Origin of the sequence: Desulfobacula sp. (assembly GCF_030145145.1) — a bacterium.
Classification (GTDB): Bacteria; Desulfobacterota; Desulfobacteria; order Desulfobacterales; family Desulfobacteraceae; genus Desulfobacula.
Map to the genome: position 1 here is coordinate 1 of NZ_JAQYWD010000020.1, position 14,369 is coordinate 14,369.

Here is a 14,369-nt window from a genome sequence, read left to right on the forward strand (position 1 = left end):
GGCAGCTCAAAACGGCTGAACATTTCATCCGCACCGTACTGCCGGTAACTTCCGGCACGGTGGCCACCATTCTTGACACCTGCGGTGCGGCCGTCGAGATCTCGGATGCGTCTTTTGGTGGAAAGTAGACAGGCGTGAGATTGAACCTCGTTGAATCGAGCATCTAACACACCAAATCCTGCCATTTTATCAGGCATGAACAATCGGGTTGAATAAGGAATTTGAATTGATTTACAATAAATGGAATATTCTAAATTTATATATTAACTATTTTTATCAAAGGTTTCCCACATGGTAAACAAGAAACTAGATTGGGGTGGCTATAAAAGTGACTTGGAGGTTGACGAGAAATTGATGTTGTCTATTGTCAGGACTTCAGAACGTCTCAAAAAGATGATGGGTAGTATATTTAAAAACTATGGTTTAACATTTGCTCAATATAATCTTTTAAGAATATTGGATTCTTCACCAAACATGGAGAATACACTAACAGTTGTCAGCAGGATAATGTTAGTCTCAGGTGCCAACCTGACAGGGGTTGCTAAAAGGCTGGAAAAAAATGGATTTATTATCAAGCGGATCGATACCAATGATGACCGTAGAAAATTCCTGGAACTCACTACCAAAGGAAAGAACACGTTAAAAAATATATACCAGGAAAAAGAGGCGTGTATAAAAAAATACATGAGCACTGTTTCTGGTTATGAAAAAGAAGAGATGTTGACGAGGCTTAAACTGATAAGTGACAAAGTGAAATGATAAGGTTTTATTTTATTATACCGATATTCAAATTGTCACAGACCTTAAGACTGGTTGAGGGATCCGCCAAGCCACTACCCCATGTCTGATTTGATTGGAAAGGACTAAAATCTCTTTTTGCTAAATCTATGATCGGAAAAATTATCAAAGCATATAATGTCACTTTTAAGCTCTTTAGTGCCTTTAATGATTGTTTTCCGATCCCATCCCAGTTCTCGTTCAGCCTTAATTTGCCCGCCATATCCTAAAATGGAAACGACACGTGCCATAAATTGTCGCCGTTCATGGCCTTTTAATTTGTTTCTCGTCTCATTTAAAAAGGATTTGATTTCCGGAGTTAACCTTCCGATATCAGTTAGGTTATTTATATGATTTTCATTCTGGTCAGACATGGTCACCTCTTTTTTTATTTAACTTGCCATGTTGACCATAGACTATACTTGTGGGGTTGTCTATCGATTTATATTTTTCCGGATCAAATAATAAATTGTAATTCTGTGGCGGTCAGCGTTATAATTATAGCCTCGCCAAACATGAAATGCTTACCCTCGAAAATTTGTGGATATATTTTCTTCCAGTAACCTTACAATCAGAAAGAGCAGAACTCCGCTTCACCGTGATTGGTTTTAAGCGGAGTTCTATGATGTCTTATTTTTTTAAGAGCCAAATAATAGGTTCTCCCATTTCGGTAAGCAAGTAAAAACGTATCTTCATTAGGCGGTTTTTTATCCGCTTCCCTAAAATCATCGACAGAGTTTATTACGCGGTTTTTATCTCAATCTGTCTGGGTTTGGCTGCTTCGGACTTGGGCAGATGCAATCTTAACACACCGTTTTTAAGCTCTGCTTCAACTTTTTCAACATCAATGGCCTGGGGAACAGAGAAGCTCCTGACATATTCAACATTCGTAAACTCTTCATATGTTGCTGCCCCTTCTGTCTCAAGTTTCCTGACACCGGATATCGATAATGTGCCGTTATCAATATCAACTGAGATATCTTTTTTTACAACTCCCGGCATGTCTGCCTGGAGTAGTATTTCGTCTTCATTTTCATAAATATCAACGGCGGGTGTTGCTTCGTATACCCCACGTGTTTTCTCAATGCTTTTTTCGTCTTGTTTTGCGATTTCCTGGGCCTTGTCCATGGTAAACCTCCTTTTTCTGAAGTTATCTTGAAGTTTAACTGATGCTGATTTTCTTGGGTTTTGCCACCTCATGCTTGGGAAGAATGAGATAAAGCACACCGTCTTTCAATGTGGCCTCAACTTTTGTGGAGTCCACATCTGCAGGCAGGGTAAAGCTTCGAGAAAAAGAGCCAATCCCTCGCTCTGTTTTGTGGGTCTTATACCCTTCGGGGGCATCCGATTCTCTGGTGCCGCTGATTTCAAGATAGTTCCCTTGAATCTTTACATTAAGATCCTTCTTTTCAAGTCTGGGCACTTCAGCCCTGATTTCAAAACTATCGCCGTTTTCATAGAGGTTCGTTCGGGGAAAGGTTTGTTCTAATTCCCACCTGTAACCGGATGATCTTCCATAATCACTGTAGAGATTGTCCAGCTTTTTTTGGAGAAAATTCATGGTCCCGAACAATCTGTCTATGTCACTGATTCTTGTAAACATACGTCTTCCTCCTGTGATAGGGTGTTGTGAATTGTTGCAGGAACCTTTTAAGGAAATTAGAATCGACGTTTTCATGAAAGGGTTAAGGTGTCGTCTATTCTACCTGTAAGGCCTTTGCTCCCACAAATTCATCTGTATTTGAGCCTAAATTAATTCCGCTTTTTTCCATGTCAATACAGTTTTATTATTTTTTTTTAAATTTTTTTTCAGTAATGAATAATAGACTGCTTTCCATTTTGCTTTCCATTTGTCATCTCCTTTTTTTTGCTTAAGGTGGCTGCCATGAGACTGATTATTATTCCCGCAACCACCTTGCGATTAGAGATGGTGTCCTGACCGGAAATCCTATACCGCTTTTATCTCGATCATCTTGGGTTTGGCCACTTCAGATTTGGGAAGGTGCAGTTTGAGTACACCGTCTTTGAGTTCAGCTTCCACCCGTTCGACATCAATACTCTGGGGAACAGAAAAGCTTCTGACATATTCAACATCCGAAAACTCCTCCCATTTGGAAACCCCTTTATTGTCAAACCGCCGAACACCAGAAAGGGAAAGCGTTCCATTGTCGATATTCACAGAGATATCCTTTTTATTAACACCTGGCATGTCTGCATGCAGCAGGATTTCATTATCATTTTCGTAGATATCAACAGTGGGTATTGCTGATCTCAACTCTCTGGTTTTCTCGATAGATTTTTCTTCTTTTTTGGCAATGTCTTTTCTGTCGCTCATGATAACCTCCTAATCAATTTTATACTCTTACTTCATCGATTAATTGATAGTGATCTGTTTGGGCTTGGCAGTTTCTGATTTCGGCAGTTTAAGATACAGGATGCCGTCTTTCATCATTGCTTCAACCTTTTCCGCATCTACGTCAGCGGGCAGAGTGAAGCTGCGTGAAAATGTACTGCCGCCTCTTTCATTCCTATGGATTTTGTAGCCATCAGGGGTATCCACGATTCGTTTGCCACTGATTTCCAGGTAGTTGCCCTGGATTTTGATATTCAGGTCATGTTTTGAGATTCCAGGCACTTCAGCCTGTACTTCAAAGTTGTCACCATTTTCCAGAAAGTTGGTTCTGGGTGAATTGGACGTCAGCGTGAAAGCAGGAGCATAGAGAGAGGACCCGTCAAAATCATTGAAGAGTCTGTCCATTCTGTTTCGGAGCAGATCCATGGCCCCGAACATTCTGTCGATTTCACTGATTCCTGTAAACATAGTTCCGTCTCCTTTTCTGTTATTGTTTTGTGAGGCTTAGCTTTAAATTCGGCCTCATTTTGAATTTGACGCTAAAATAAACACAAAAAATTGGATGTCAATAAAATTTTCATTATTAATTACATTTTTATCGAAAAAGTAATATGTATAGATTATTTTTCCTTTTATGATATTATGCCAAAAAACTATTACCTTATTTTAGGGATTACTTCAGAGGCAACACTGGATGATATCAAAGACGCTTACCGAAGGCTTGCAAAAGAGTATCATCCAGATCACTACGGGGAAAATCATTCTCCGTTTCTTGCCATCCAGGAGGCCTATTCTATTCTGTCAGATCCGATTAAAAGACAGACCCATGACTTAGCCGTTCTGAATCAAAAAAAGGTGGCACCCCATTATGGGGAAAGCATAAGGCATAACCCAAGGAAGCATGTTGAACTGTTAATTCCAGAACAAGAAATTCCGATAGACCTGGGAACGGCAAATCTTGCAAGGTCTTTTCATTCATACAGACCGTCATTTGACGAATTATTCAACAAAAGATTCAGCAATTTTAACCAGAGGTCAAGACCTAAGAGCCAGCGACTAGAAAATCTCAATGTTGTAATAATATTAACCCCGGAACAGGCGTTTCGCGGTGGACAGGTTAAAGTAGCCCTGCCTGCAGAGCTGACATGTCCATCCTGTTCAGGCAGGGGTTGGGTAGGCGGTTACGAATGCTGGCGCTGCAATGGTGAAGGTATCCTTTCTGGAGAATACCCAGTAATGATCAGCTATCCGTCTGGCATAACAGATAATCATTTGGTTCGATTACCATTACATCACTATGGTATTAAAAAGTTGTATCTGACGGTGCATTTTCGTGTCTTTTATGACATTTGATAAGTTTCTTGAGCTCTCAAAGGCAACCTTGAGCTGCAGAAATATGTAAAAAGCCTGAATTACAAATTTAATCAATCCCTGGAAAACTGGACACCGAATGAAATATATTATAATAAACAGGAGCTGAAGTAAGCAGCATGAAAAATCTTCGGCTTCTGGCCTGGGGTTTTCCCACGCCCTTTGAGCGCGTAAACCGCCCAGGCCGGAAGTTACAGTGACAAGGTTAAACATATTAAGGTGAATATGAATGCAAGGAAAAACGGATTGGGAACCGATCCGCGAAAACAAATTCTAAAAGCCGCTCAAAAAGCCTTTTCGCAAAAAGGCTCAACAGATTCCAGCATATCGAAAATCGCCAGCAGGGCAGGGGTAACGGATTCAATTATTTATCATTATTTCAAAAACAAGGAAGATTTGTTGTTTTATGCGTTGGCGGACAAATTTACAGATTTTGAAAAAGACCTTAGACTTCACATGGAAGGGATAATTGATCCTGTTTCAAAATTAGGGAAGATGATATGGCATCATCTTTACGCCATTGATCTGGATCCCAGTGATTCACAAATTTTGACAAACCTGTTGATTGAATGCCGCTCCAATAAAAATTTTTATACGCATGAAGGATATGCAACACTCAAGAAATATAACAACCGCATGGGCCAGATTATTCAGCAGGGGATTGATGAACATTTATTCAGCCCGGACACTAACGTGAGCCTCACCCTGAATTTAATTTTTGGGTTATTAGATGAAGTCTCTCTGAGCTGTTTTGCTTCCAGGGAGATTGAAGCCACCCTGCCGGATTGGCCCGGCATCATGAATTTAGTGTTTGCCATTATTCCCGGGGACGCTGTTCAATTGCACAACACTACTGGCAACAAAGATAAACGGATACTCAAAGCGGCAGTGCGTGTGTTTGCCAAAAAGGGATACAATGCATCGACAATGAATGAAATTGCCAATGAAGCCAATGTTGGCGAGGGGACGCTCTATCTCTATTTTAAAAATAAAGAAGACATACTTTTCTCCATTCCAAAAAAACAGCTCAGGCGTTTGAAAAACAGTGGCGGGGCGCTCTTCAATATTCAACATCCGATTAAAAAATTGCGCCGGTTCATTCGATTGCTTTTCACGATCTTTATGGAGGACAGGGATTTTGCAAAGGTTTTTCTGCTGGACATCAAACTCAATAAAAAATTTTACAAATCGCCTCTTTATAAAGATTATATTGACTATATGTCAATTTTAGAAAGCATCTTGGAAGAGGGTCAGGAACAAGGCCTTTTCAAAGAGTCCATCGTTCCCCGCTTGTTTAGGAGTCTGGTGCTTGGCGCTTTCACCTATCTTGCCATACAATGGACCATAGTAGAAAAAGAAAAACCCATTGATATGCTGCAGGGGATAGAGGAAGCGGTGGCGATGCTCTGCCGATGCGTTGTAGTGGACGGCTCTATCGTAACGGAACTGGATTCCATATATAAATAAAATTTAAATCAGCTTTTTTTACGCATAAATGATATCAAAGGTTCAGCCAGGAACAATTTGACATAAGGGGGATAACTCAGCCAGGGCCGGGAAAAAAGGGACAGCGTTATTTTTTCATGTCAAGCTTTTTATATTTTTAAATCACTAATGGGGAGGAAAATCATATCACAAGCAAATTAACCTCAACAGGCTTTCAAACAGGGAAAGTCTACCCATGGCATCCCACCTTTTATAAAGATGTGTAAACCAAAGAATTTGAAACATCGTCGTTTCTTTGTTCGGCTATTTTTAACGCAGCCGTAATGGCATATAGACCCTTTTCATTTACCCCGACAGCTACTTGCCTTTTATCTTTAAAAATCATTAATAGATAAACCAGGGGAAGAACTGGAGAAATTTTTTCAGCAATAGTCGGTATTTCTTTCATTGATTCAAGCTGGTTTAAATTAAAACCAACCATTCTTTTTTCAATGAGTCTTTCTCTGAGGTTTGGCTTTACCCAGAACCTATTTTCAGCTTCATCAAAGGTTATCATTCGACACTGATTCTTTTTATTGACATAAACAATTTCCATTTTAAATCTCCTCTTTATTCGATAACCTATAGTGAATATGAAATCCATATACAAGGAGAAAGTGATCCTCTCCCGGGAAATCAAACAAAAGGTTTAACTGATTTTGAAGGAGTTCTTCACTTAAACTCATGTTCGACAGTTGTGGATATGCGAAAATGGAAACGTCATACCAAGCAAGGGATATAGATATACACCCCAAATGGCGTGGTGCATACAAAACAGGGGGTGGATTTGATGGATATTCTCTTTGTGAAAATATTTCAAAAATTAGAAATTTGAAAGATATCATGAGAATACACTACCAGCAATACCCACAAGAAGAGCGAATACCGACATTATGCAAACCCACGGCAGAAGGAATCGACGTTTGAACCGATTGCCTGGTGATTATAGCCTCCTTCAAGAATCGCATATCTTCTTCCACTGCATATTTTCTGTGAGTATTTCTTCATCAGCCGTCCAAGTTCAGTGTAATCTTCGGGATAAAGAAGGTGCCCCCAATCATTGATGCCCTGATCAAAGCCTGCGGATGCTGCAAAGATGTCAACATCGGTAAGGGTTTTCATATAACCTTCAACTTCCTGGATATAGCGCCCTCTTTCTGTTGACTCCGGATTGAGTATTGAAACAGTGATTTCATCATTTTGATCTTGTAAAATGTTGATATTCCCGTCTCCGGTATGAAGGTCAAAATCAAGGATAAATGCTTTTTTAATCTTCTTTTCTGAATATAGCTTCAGCAGGCTTATTGCCATATTGTTGAAATGACAAAAGCCCCAGCAAGATTCTGAAGAGGCATGATGTCCTGGTGGTCTTATCACCGCACGATGCTCTTGGTGATATTTTAGTGCTTGAAAACGTGTTTGAAAGATTATTTTCAGTGGCTATCTGGTAAAGACGACTTGGATGAGGATATGTGGTTTACGGTTGAACATTATTTGGGATAACCGATTCAGAATGTGGTATGATCCCTGTAAAGTTTGAATGTTCGGGATGTCTTAAAACAAAGCTTTATGCTGTTGAAATCTGTAAAAAATAGGAGGCGACAATGCCTGCAATAATAAGTTTTCTTCTTCTTTTAAGTGGTCTAATTGGTATATTCATTGGCCAAAGAATGGTTAAGAGCCGCTATGACTTTTTCTTTCGACAAGTTCAGCCAGAAGATGTTGTGGTTTGTAGAACGGTTTTTGTTTGTTTGGATGATGGTTCCTACCACAAAAAGGCCATTTCTAATATTTTGACCTTCGGCAATGATTGGAAAGCATTTGAAACTGATGATGGGTGTCAATATGTCCTGGGAGAATGCTTTGTAAAAGAAGATGGCCAAAGATCTTCGATTAGCAAGGAAACAAAGGAAAAATGGGTCAGCAGGGAAGAATTGAATCAATACGAAAAAAATTTTGGAAAGCCAATCAAACTATTGGAAAATAACACCAAGGAAGAATTATGAACGATGGAAATAAATCAATTCATGAATTTGATGTAGATTTAGTATATGGCATGTGCTGATGGACTCTGGGTATTGTATTTATTTATGCCGGCCTCACCAAATTGTTCACCCCAACGGTATTTGCTGTTCTCATCGATGCTTACGGCATTGTCCCGGATATCATGCTTATGCCGGTTGCTGTTTTTTTACCGACTCTGGAGGTAGCTGCAGGGATTGGTATTCTGTTCGATATCAAGGGCAGTCTGACAATAATCCTGGGGCTGGTAGTCCTGTTTTTGCTCATACTGGGATACGGCATTCATATGGGGCTGGACGTGGACTGCGGCTGTTTCGGTCCAGAAGACCCAGAGGTTAAAGCTTTTCACGGATTGAGGACCGCATTTAACAGGGATCTGATCATGCTGGCCGGTATCTGCTTTACCTTTGGCTGGCGAAAATTTCGGGGGATTTCCCCCAAAACATTTACCTATTATTTTAGCATATACAGAGTGGTTAAAAAGGAGAACATGACATGAAAAAAATTATTTGGATACTGAAGCTCGCACTGGTTGGAACTCTGATCATGGGATTTGTGTCACCAGCATTTGCATTCCTGGACAACAAATTTAAAAAGGAATTGGAAAAGGAAAATGCAGCGGTCAAGCTGGTACATGAGGTTCAGCGCGGTGGTTATGACGTGGTTAAGACGGATGAACTGAAAGCTTGGATAGATCAAGGCAAAGATATGGTTATTGTGGATACCATGCCCTATGAAGCCAGTTATAAGAAAAATCATGTCCCCGGTGCTGTCCAGTTTCTTTTTCCCATTCCGGATATGAACGAATGGGATACCAGGGAAACCGATGGTAAATCCCAGGCAGAGTTTGAAAAACTGCTGGGGCCGGATAAAAATAAAACCATTGTGGTGTATTGCAGATTTGTAAAATGCACCCGGAGTCACAATGGGGCGACCTGGGTGAAAAAAATGGGATATAAAAATATCTACCGGTACACAGGTGGCATTTTTGCATGGAAGGGCGCAGAATACCGTATTGAGAAAACGCAATAGGGCAGACGTTAGGAAAATTGATGTTTTATCCTGAGTTTAAAAATAAAACCGATTCGGAAACCGAAAATCTGGTCATCCGGTTGAAAGATCATGCCAGAAATCTGTATGAAACCCGGCAATTTCTCTGTACGGAAGCTGTTCTGGTCGCTCTTAACCAGGGGTTGGACGGCGGTCTGACTGAAGATCAGGCTGTTACCATGGGTGCACCCTTCTGTGTGGCTATGGGGGACAGCGGGTGTCTATGCGGAGCCCTGAGTGGAGCAGTGCTGGCTACAGGTCTGCTCATGGGTAAAAACCGGCCTTATACACACCGTAAAGAAATGAGAGAGAGTGGCATGATCCTGCACAACACGTTTAAGGCGGTTAATGGAGCTACTTGCTGCCGGGTGCTTTCAAAAAAGGTAAAACATGATAAGAAGGCCCATTTCAAACAATGCGCAAATCTCACGGCAGAGGCTGCGGAAATGGCCGTAAGATTAATCCTGGAAAAACGGCCGGATCTGATTCCGGTTGCCTGCTCTCGGCCCCGCCCCCGTCATCACTGCCAGTTAAGCGGCCTTGCGGTAAAACTTTTCAAGCGAATATTTTAAATCCTTTTCAGGTGGTCCCAATATAGCCAGGACCTGATCCTATGATAGCTTAATTTGCTCTCCTTTTTTTGAGAGAGGATGACATATTATTCCAATTGTTCCTCAATAGTTTGTAAAAGATAAATGCCTTCTATCAGACCAATTTTGCGATCATTATTGATGTCGGTGGCGGTACCCAATTTTTCCGGTGTGATCCCAACGACAACCTTAAGAGCATAAATAGCATCGGAAATATCCATTGATCCATATCGAAGGACAGCCAACATGGCATATGAATTATCATCTGATTGCCTACCCGCACTTACCAGGATTTTATTATCCCGCTGCAATACCACATTCGCGCTGTAGTCATATTGACTAAGATTTGCTGTTATCTTGCCATCCCCTGAATCAAATGTTGTATCCAGAGAACCGTCAGTATTGTAGCGGGCAATTTCTAAATCGTAGTTGTAATCAGAAGAGCGTCCACTACCGTAAGCAATAATTTTTCCGTCTATTTGCAGCGCAATTCCGCTTACACTTGATGTTAGACCTGCAAAAACAGTTGAAACACAACCATCAATATCAAATGTTGTGTCCAGAGAACCGTTACTATTGAAACGAATCAAAAGAAATTCTCTATCGTTAGGGCTTGTTGAAACGCCGGATGTCCAACCCCCAACTATAATTTTACCATTAGCATCAATGACTACATCACTTCCTCGACTGTGGTGGCCTGAAAGCATAACCAACTTACCGTCATTACTGAAAGTGGTATCCAGTGCTCCACTCGATGTAAGTCGAAGGATACTGATTTTATGCCTGCCATCAGCCCCCTGTCCATAGCCGGCAACAACAATATTTCCATCATCCTGGATAGCAACGGCACTTGCAGTTTCTAATGTGTTCTCTGTGAAATGTTCACGCACATATCCGCTGTTGCCAAATGTAGTATCCAGACGACCATCAACATTAAAACGCATGATAAGAAATCGATTGTTATATCCTACCATATAATATCCAGCAGCAATAATTTTACCATCCGGCTGCAAGACGATATCAAAAATACCATCAGCTGACCCTATGTTGGCGTTTATCTCGACCTTGCCATCTGTGCTAAAGCTTGTATCTAAAGAACCATCCTTGTTGTAGCGAACTAAAGCACAGTTCCACCAAGTCCAATCAAAACCGCTGTTATCTCTAACATTGGGGTCGGTTCGTGTTGTGCCGCCCACAATAATTTTCCCATCTGTCTGGATTGCTATGGCCCCGGCGGTTTCATCCGAGTACTGTGGTTCCGAAGAAAAAAAATCAGTGGTTACCTTACCATCACCATCAAAACTGGTATCTAAAACACCGGAACTGGTATAGCGAGCAATAATGATGTCACTTCCATAAGTAGTGGAACCAGATCTATTACTACCAACCTGAACGATTTTGCCATCATTTTGCAGGACAATTTTGCCGTTATTAAGTGATTTGGTTGGGGTCCAGATGGCTTCCGCGATGCCTTTAGTGCCGAAACTATTATCAGGTTCGTTGAGCTCGGCACCACATATACTGGTCATTAATAATAAAATAGCGATGGCAGACAGCGTTTGATTTTTCAAATTATTTATTCCCCTTAATCGATAGCCCGGATAGAATCTAAAGTGCCGTTAACGGTTGTATCGTAATGAAGACATGTCAGCTTTATAAGAACAATACTGTTGGAAGTCAAGGATTTGAATCCTTTATCTGAAAGGAACGCAGACTTACCGTATGATAAACAGCTGAAGTTTCGTATTGGGGTTAATATCGGCGATGCAGTGCAGAACGGTTACAGCCTGTAAGGTGAAGGGGTCAATATCGCTGCCCGTATCGAAGGCTTAGCTGATCCTGGAGGCGGGAAAAAGACTTTTTTGTCTTCGGTATCAGGATAGTCAGGGGTAGGATTTTTTTATTTAAAAATAGGGATTTTTAACTATTGACGGACCAAATTTAACTTGCTAAGCAATCCTAACCGATTGATAAAACATGATCATTCTAACTTGTTTAGAAACAGGGTACGAATTTCTTGTTTCTTTTTCTGAGACAAAAATGATCACAGTAAACGCTAATTTAATTACACCGTTTTTAACGGGCAAAAATTGAATACCAATTAGAGGGAGGGACTATCCCCATATTTCTATCAATCTTCTATGGAATCAGGGCTTCAAGATCCATAACCAAAAATTTATTATTAAGGAATTATTAATTATGGCGACCCAAATAGTGCAAAGGTATTTGCTGAATTTGTTTTTTTTCTCAGTCTTGTGCATTTTGATCTATGGCACAGCCCATGCATTTACCCTTGGAGATGTTGACAAAGATAGCAGTATACAGTTATCCGAGGCAGTTTATGCTTTACAAGTTACTTCGGGTGCAAGAACGATACTGTCCACAGGTATAATTGATGTTCCAGACAACTTTGCCACTATACAGGAAGCCATTGATGCAGCAGTTGAAGGTGACACCATTAAAGTGGCATCCGGGACTTACAATGAAAATATTTTCATTAGAAAAGATCATATCATCATAGAATGCTGATGAATTCAATTTGAAAATGACCACTGGAAAATGAAGTCAAGGGGGTATTTTAAAAGATTTTTTTTTGTCCCAGGACAAGAAAAACGTTTCTTTTAAAAAAAAGATCATTTTTTTTATAATGAAAGTAATTTTTGATTATATCGTCCTTTAGCCCTGTTTCTATTCGCTGTATGAGACGGACGGTATCTTTATCACTACGAACCGCATGGTTTAGATAATCGTTCAGGTTCAAATCAATCGCAACCTCCATAGTGGATAAAATTTCAACATCATGTTGTTGATACAGGTCAAGAATAAAGTCTCTGGAGCATGTGACCATGTGAGCGGCATCCACCAGCTGTTCAAAAGATTCAAAAAAATCGTTAACATACTTGTCATCATAGGCAACGATATCCTGGATTGAGATCCTTCCCTGTTGACGGCAACACCGCTTCATCTCCTTGAAGATTGAATCATGCTCCGAATAATGATGAAACGCAGATTTTGATATCACAATAGAAAATATCCCGGATTCATCTGGCAGACTTACTGCGTCGCCACATCGAAAGGTGGTGTTTGTGATCCCGAATGCCTGAGACTGCTGCTTTGCCAGGGCAATCATTTTATCAGACAAATCAACACCGGTTGCATGAGTGATATTTTGTGCACAAAAAAGGCAGAATTCGCCACTGCCGCATGAGACATCCAGGAGCCTGTCTTCATGCATCATTCTGCAGAAATCATAATAGTAACCCGCATAGTCCTCATTTTTTGTTACTGACCATCTGCTGAATTTTTCAGCCTGCCGGTCAAACTGGAGACGAACGACCTTTTTAGAATTGTTCTGTTTCATTAGAAGCGTCCTTTTCATACTCCTCAATCAAGCCATCCGACCAGTTGATCATGGTGGTGAACAACTGGTCATATTGTTCCATTATGGCCTTTCCTCCCATCGGGGGATCTTTGATGACTTCCTGATCTTTTTTCAGATTGGCATAACTGCTTTGGAAGTATTGCTTCAGGTTTTTGAGCATGGCAATACCCCTGTCTTTGTCAACCAAATCCAGGTTGATCAAAAATGCATTAAAATCAAAATAAATCGGACTTGGCGTTTTGGAAAACCTGCCCATCAGTTCATCAAAGTATTCATTGCCGGAAGCCGTAATGGTGTATATCACTTTTTCAGGCATGTTGCCGGTTTTAGCTTTTCCGGTAGAAAGATAGCCTTTTTCAGCCAACTTCTTCAAATTTTGATAGACCGTCGGAGCTCCGATTTTCATCCAGTTTTTGAGCCGGATATACGCAATGTGCTTATTCATTTCATATGCATTCATGCTTTGCTTTTTCAATATCCCAAGGATGACCAGATTGACAGCAGACATACAGACTCCTTTTGATCATAGGTTTAAATTATGCACAATGACTGGATTTTTGAGATGGTAATCCAGGGTTCTTAATAAATTGATCCGGACGGTTCATAAATGTTTTATAGATTTTGTAATACTCAGTGTCTTCATAGTTTATTGGTTCAATTACCGGATTATCAAAATTGTAGATACGAGAACTCGGACACGCCAGCAACAATGGAGAATGGGTCACAATAATGAACTGGGCATGACCCTGATGGCTTATTTTAATTAATAGATTTAAAAGTTCTATTAAAGACGATGGAGACAAAGCAGTTTCCGGTTCATCCAAAAAGTAGATTCCTTTGATGCTGTATCGAGATTGGAAATAAGACATAAGGGATTGGCCATGAGATTGGGTAACCAGTGATTTCCCTCCAAAATAATTTAGCATTTTGACATCATTAACCGCCCATTCTTCAAGGATTTTTGAAAAATGTGAAAAAATTTGGGATCCAAAAAAAGAACCCGGTACCGGGTCGTCTGCCCACTGAACGGTAATGGTTTTATATAAATCCTCTTCATAAGGGTTGGGTTCGTGTCTCAACCCAGTATCATCCTGCCAGATATGGATACCGCATCTAATAGCAATAGCTTTGAGCAAAGTGGATTTTCCTGTTCCATTCTCACCGCAGAAAAGTGTAATGGGCGTGTCAAACTGAATTTTATCCGTATTCTGAAATATTTTCAGGTCAAACGGGTAATAATCAAACACAGGAAATTTTTCTTGATGGATATTCACCTGTTTCAAATAAATCAATTTGATTCTCCTTTATATTTCTATTTTCCGGTTAAATCAAATCGGCC

The 14,369-nt window shown here is 40.4% G+C and carries 19 protein-coding genes; 8 read left to right on the top strand and 11 right to left on the bottom strand.

The window, feature by feature from the left end; translation table 11 throughout:
• The first annotated feature begins 291 nt into the window (after window positions 1–291).
• Complete coding sequence (locus Q1Q15_RS12595) at window positions 292–759, top strand: MarR family transcriptional regulator (RefSeq protein ID WP_300460349.1); 468 nt, start codon at window positions 292–294, stop codon at window positions 757–759.
• A gap of 104 nt (window positions 760–863) precedes the next feature.
• On the opposite strand, the gene Q1Q15_RS12600 is transcribed toward Q1Q15_RS12595, so the two are convergent.
• The 5 genes from Q1Q15_RS12600 to Q1Q15_RS12620 form a co-directional block, all read right to left on the bottom strand.
• Window positions 864–1,151, bottom strand: coding sequence for a hypothetical protein (locus Q1Q15_RS12600; RefSeq protein ID WP_300460352.1), 288 nt, complete (start codon window positions 1,149–1,151; stop codon window positions 864–866).
• 367 nt (window positions 1,152–1,518) lie between these two features.
• The gene (locus Q1Q15_RS12605) at window positions 1,519–1,905 is read right to left on the bottom strand and encodes an Hsp20/alpha crystallin family protein (RefSeq protein ID WP_300460355.1); all 387 of its coding nucleotides are present in this window, start codon (window positions 1,903–1,905) and stop codon (window positions 1,519–1,521) included.
• Window positions 1,906–1,939: 34 nt separating this feature from the next.
• A complete protein-coding gene (locus tag Q1Q15_RS12610; RefSeq protein WP_300460358.1) occupies window positions 1,940–2,380 on the bottom strand; it encodes an Hsp20/alpha crystallin family protein in 441 nt (146 codons plus the stop codon).
• A gap of 345 nt (window positions 2,381–2,725) precedes the next feature.
• Window positions 2,726–3,112, bottom strand: coding sequence for an Hsp20/alpha crystallin family protein (locus tag Q1Q15_RS12615; RefSeq protein ID WP_300460361.1), 387 nt, complete (start codon window positions 3,110–3,112; stop codon window positions 2,726–2,728).
• Between the two features lie 39 nt (window positions 3,113–3,151).
• Entirely contained in the window at window positions 3,152–3,598 is a 447-nt protein-coding gene (locus tag Q1Q15_RS12620) for an Hsp20/alpha crystallin family protein (RefSeq protein ID WP_300460364.1), read from the bottom strand.
• Window positions 3,599–3,688: 90 nt separating this feature from the next.
• Here Q1Q15_RS12620 and Q1Q15_RS12625 point away from each other — a divergent pair, with 90 nt between their 5' ends.
• Entirely contained in the window at window positions 3,689–4,483 is a 795-nt protein-coding gene (locus Q1Q15_RS12625; protein WP_300460366.1) for a DnaJ domain-containing protein, read from the top strand.
• Window positions 4,484–4,726: 243 nt separating this feature from the next.
• Window positions 4,727–5,968, top strand: coding sequence for a TetR family transcriptional regulator (locus Q1Q15_RS12630; protein ID WP_300460369.1), 1,242 nt, complete (start codon window positions 4,727–4,729; stop codon window positions 5,966–5,968).
• Window positions 5,969–6,197: 229 nt separating this feature from the next.
• Here the strand turns inward: Q1Q15_RS12630 and Q1Q15_RS12635 are convergent, their stop codons facing one another.
• The gene (locus Q1Q15_RS12635) at window positions 6,198–6,542 is read right to left on the bottom strand and encodes a hypothetical protein (protein ID WP_300460371.1); all 345 of its coding nucleotides are present in this window, start codon (window positions 6,540–6,542) and stop codon (window positions 6,198–6,200) included.
• Between the two features lie 335 nt (window positions 6,543–6,877).
• Window positions 6,878–7,423, bottom strand: a complete 546-nt coding sequence (locus Q1Q15_RS12640) for a hypothetical protein (RefSeq protein ID WP_363320963.1) — start codon at window positions 7,421–7,423, stop codon at window positions 6,878–6,880.
• A 167-nt stretch (window positions 7,424–7,590) separates the two neighbouring features.
• Here Q1Q15_RS12640 and Q1Q15_RS12645 point away from each other — a divergent pair, with 167 nt between their 5' ends.
• The 4 genes from Q1Q15_RS12645 (at window position 7,591) to Q1Q15_RS12660 (ending at window position 9,630) form a co-directional block, all read left to right on the top strand.
• Window positions 7,591–7,992 (top strand): hypothetical protein, encoded by a 402-nt coding sequence (locus Q1Q15_RS12645; RefSeq protein WP_300460373.1) that lies wholly within the window; start codon window positions 7,591–7,593, stop codon window positions 7,990–7,992.
• Window positions 7,993–8,063: 71 nt separating this feature from the next.
• Complete coding sequence (locus Q1Q15_RS12650) at window positions 8,064–8,507, top strand: MauE/DoxX family redox-associated membrane protein (RefSeq protein ID WP_300460568.1); 444 nt, start codon at window positions 8,064–8,066, stop codon at window positions 8,505–8,507.
• Window positions 8,504–9,040 (top strand): rhodanese-like domain-containing protein, encoded by a 537-nt coding sequence (locus Q1Q15_RS12655; protein WP_300460375.1) that lies wholly within the window; start codon window positions 8,504–8,506, stop codon window positions 9,038–9,040. Before Q1Q15_RS12650 ends, Q1Q15_RS12655 begins: the two co-directional genes overlap by 4 nt.
• Before the next feature lie 20 nt (window positions 9,041–9,060).
• Window positions 9,061–9,630: a C-GCAxxG-C-C family protein gene (locus Q1Q15_RS12660; RefSeq protein ID WP_300460377.1), complete on the top strand. Its 570-nt coding sequence runs from the start codon at window positions 9,061–9,063 to the stop codon at window positions 9,628–9,630.
• 86 nt (window positions 9,631–9,716) lie between these two features.
• Here the strand turns inward: Q1Q15_RS12660 and Q1Q15_RS12665 are convergent, their stop codons facing one another.
• Window positions 9,717–11,219, bottom strand: a complete 1,503-nt coding sequence (locus tag Q1Q15_RS12665) for a hypothetical protein (RefSeq protein ID WP_300460379.1) — start codon at window positions 11,217–11,219, stop codon at window positions 9,717–9,719.
• Between the two features lie 628 nt (window positions 11,220–11,847).
• On the opposite strand from Q1Q15_RS12665, the gene Q1Q15_RS12670 reads away from it, so the two are divergent.
• Window positions 11,848–12,177 carry a hypothetical protein gene (locus tag Q1Q15_RS12670; RefSeq protein WP_300460381.1) on the top strand — a complete coding sequence of 110 codons (330 nt, stop codon included), beginning with the start codon at window positions 11,848–11,850 and terminating at the stop codon, window positions 12,175–12,177.
• 49 nt (window positions 12,178–12,226) lie between these two features.
• On the opposite strand, the gene Q1Q15_RS12675 is transcribed toward Q1Q15_RS12670, so the two are convergent.
• The 3 genes from Q1Q15_RS12675 to Q1Q15_RS12685 are packed head-to-tail and all read right to left on the bottom strand — an operon-like array spanning window position 12,227 to window position 14,304.
• Entirely contained in the window at window positions 12,227–13,009 is a 783-nt protein-coding gene (locus Q1Q15_RS12675; RefSeq protein ID WP_300460383.1) for a class I SAM-dependent methyltransferase, read from the bottom strand.
• Window positions 12,990–13,538, bottom strand: a complete 549-nt coding sequence (locus Q1Q15_RS12680; protein WP_300460386.1) for a PadR family transcriptional regulator — start codon at window positions 13,536–13,538, stop codon at window positions 12,990–12,992. The genes Q1Q15_RS12675 and Q1Q15_RS12680 overlap by 20 nt, the downstream gene beginning before the upstream one ends.
• Window positions 13,539–13,566: 28 nt before the next feature.
• Complete coding sequence (locus Q1Q15_RS12685) at window positions 13,567–14,304, bottom strand: AAA family ATPase (protein ID WP_363320964.1); 738 nt, start codon at window positions 14,302–14,304, stop codon at window positions 13,567–13,569.
• Window positions 14,305–14,369 lie beyond the last annotated feature (65 nt).

Coding starts and splice junctions, on each gene's coding strand:
- Q1Q15_RS12595 (WP_300460349.1), top strand. CDS start 292: ATGGTAAACAAGAAACTAGATTGGGGTGGCTATAAAAGTGACTTGGAG.
- Q1Q15_RS12600 (WP_300460352.1), bottom strand. CDS start 1,151: ATGTCTGACCAGAATGAAAATCATATAAATAACCTAACTGATATCGGA.
- Q1Q15_RS12605 (WP_300460355.1), bottom strand. CDS start 1,905: ATGGACAAGGCCCAGGAAATCGCAAAACAAGACGAAAAAAGCATTGAG.
- Q1Q15_RS12610 (WP_300460358.1), bottom strand. CDS start 2,380: ATGTTTACAAGAATCAGTGACATAGACAGATTGTTCGGGACCATGAAT.
- Q1Q15_RS12615 (WP_300460361.1), bottom strand. CDS start 3,112: ATGAGCGACAGAAAAGACATTGCCAAAAAAGAAGAAAAATCTATCGAG.
- Q1Q15_RS12620 (WP_300460364.1), bottom strand. CDS start 3,598: ATGTTTACAGGAATCAGTGAAATCGACAGAATGTTCGGGGCCATGGAT.
- Q1Q15_RS12630 (WP_300460369.1), top strand. CDS start 4,727: ATGAATGCAAGGAAAAACGGATTGGGAACCGATCCGCGAAAACAAATT.
- Q1Q15_RS12635 (WP_300460371.1), bottom strand. CDS start 6,542: ATGGAAATTGTTTATGTCAATAAAAAGAATCAGTGTCGAATGATAACC.
- Q1Q15_RS12645 (WP_300460373.1), top strand. CDS start 7,591: ATGCCTGCAATAATAAGTTTTCTTCTTCTTTTAAGTGGTCTAATTGGT.
- Q1Q15_RS12655 (WP_300460375.1), top strand. CDS start 8,504: ATGAAAAAAATTATTTGGATACTGAAGCTCGCACTGGTTGGAACTCTG.
- Q1Q15_RS12660 (WP_300460377.1), top strand. CDS start 9,061: ATGTTTTATCCTGAGTTTAAAAATAAAACCGATTCGGAAACCGAAAAT.
- Q1Q15_RS12670 (WP_300460381.1), top strand. CDS start 11,848: ATGGCGACCCAAATAGTGCAAAGGTATTTGCTGAATTTGTTTTTTTTC.
- Q1Q15_RS12675 (WP_300460383.1), bottom strand. CDS start 13,009: ATGAAACAGAACAATTCTAAAAAGGTCGTTCGTCTCCAGTTTGACCGG.
- Q1Q15_RS12680 (WP_300460386.1), bottom strand. CDS start 13,538: ATGTCTGCTGTCAATCTGGTCATCCTTGGGATATTGAAAAAGCAAAGC.